Here is a 1238-nt window from a genome sequence, read left to right as displayed (position 1 = left end):
CCGCCGGGGCGGTGGGAGAGCACCGCCGCGTCCCGCGGCGCGGGGCCGCCGGACGGAGGTGGCTGGACTCGCACGGTCACCGGCGCGTCAGCCCCGCCCGTGGCGCAGCGCGGGGTGGGCGCCGGCGGCGACGAGGTCGGCGACGGCCGCGCGCGGGTCCTTGCCGGTGACCAGGGACTCGCCGACGAGCACGGCGTCGGCGCCGTCGTTCGCGTACGCGATGAGGTCGTGCGGCCCGCGCACCCCGGACTCGGCGATCTTGACGATGCGGTCGGGGATCTCCGGGGCCACCCGGCCGAAGTTGCCGCGGTCCACCTCAAGGGTCTTGAGGTTCCGCGCGTTCACGCCGATGATCTTTGCCCCGGCGGCCACCGCGCGCTCGGTCTCCTCCTCGTCGTGCACCTCGACCAGCGGCGTGAGCCCGATGGACTCGGCCCGCTCCACCAGCGAGACCAGCGCGTCCTGCTCCAGCGCGGCGACGATCAGCAGCACCAGGTCGGCGCCGTACGCCCGCGCCTCCCAGAGCTGGTACGCCGTGACGACGAAGTCCTTGCGCAGCACCGGCACGTCCACCTTGGCGCGCACGGCCTCCAGGTCCGCCAGCGAGCCGCCGAAGCGGCGCTGCTCGGTCAGGACGCTGATGACGGCGGCGCCGCCCGCCTCGTAGTCCGCGGCGAGCGCGGCCGGGTCGGCGATGGCCGCGAGCGCGCCCTTGGACGGGCTGGAGCGCTTGACCTCGCAGATGACGGTGACGCTGTCGCCGCGCAGCGCGGCCACGCCGTCACGGGCCTGGGGGGCCCTGGCGGCGCGCTCCTTCAGCTCGTCGAGCCCGACGCGGGCCTGCCGCTCGGCGAGGTCCTCGCGCACGCCGTCAATGATCTCGTCGAGCACACTCACGCGAGCGGACCCCTTTCTGCTGGCGCCGGTGCCGGCCGGCGCGGGCGCCGGCCGCCGACGGGCGGCTGTTCGGGTACTGCGATGGTATCCGGCACCGGGCGGAAGCCCCGAATCCGGACCTTCTCCGTCCCACGGGCCGGACGGGTTGCCGCTACGGTCCCAGCACGGCGCCGAACGACAGGTTCCGCAGCAGCGTAAACGCCGCGACCAGCGCGAACAGCGCCACCCCCGGCGACCGCACGGAAATTCCGGGCCGGCGGCGGCGCCACCGGGCCGCCGCGCCCGCGCGCCGCGGCGCGCCCCGCGGCACGGGCGCCGCCGGGGGCCGGGCCCCGGCCGGC

At 76.8% G+C, this 1238-nt stretch carries 1 protein-coding gene and 1 pseudogene; both read right to left on the bottom strand.

What is annotated here, in order from left to right; all coding sequences use genetic code 11:
• Window positions 1-87 precede the first annotated feature (87 nt).
• Window positions 88-897 (bottom strand): indole-3-glycerol phosphate synthase TrpC, encoded by an 810-nt coding sequence (trpC, locus tag H5J30_RS34180; RefSeq protein ID WP_181791700.1) that lies wholly within the window; start codon window positions 895-897, stop codon window positions 88-90.
• A 151-nt stretch (window positions 898-1048) separates the two neighbouring features.
• A pseudogene (locus H5J30_RS36140) lies at window positions 1049-1238 on the bottom strand (DUF2752 domain-containing protein); the annotation flags it as partial.

Origin of the sequence: Streptomyces phytophilus (assembly GCF_013870535.1) — a bacterium.
Classification (GTDB): domain Bacteria; phylum Actinomycetota; class Actinomycetes; order Streptomycetales; family Streptomycetaceae; genus Streptomyces; species Streptomyces phytophilus.
This window is presented reverse-complemented; position numbering and strand designations above follow the sequence as displayed.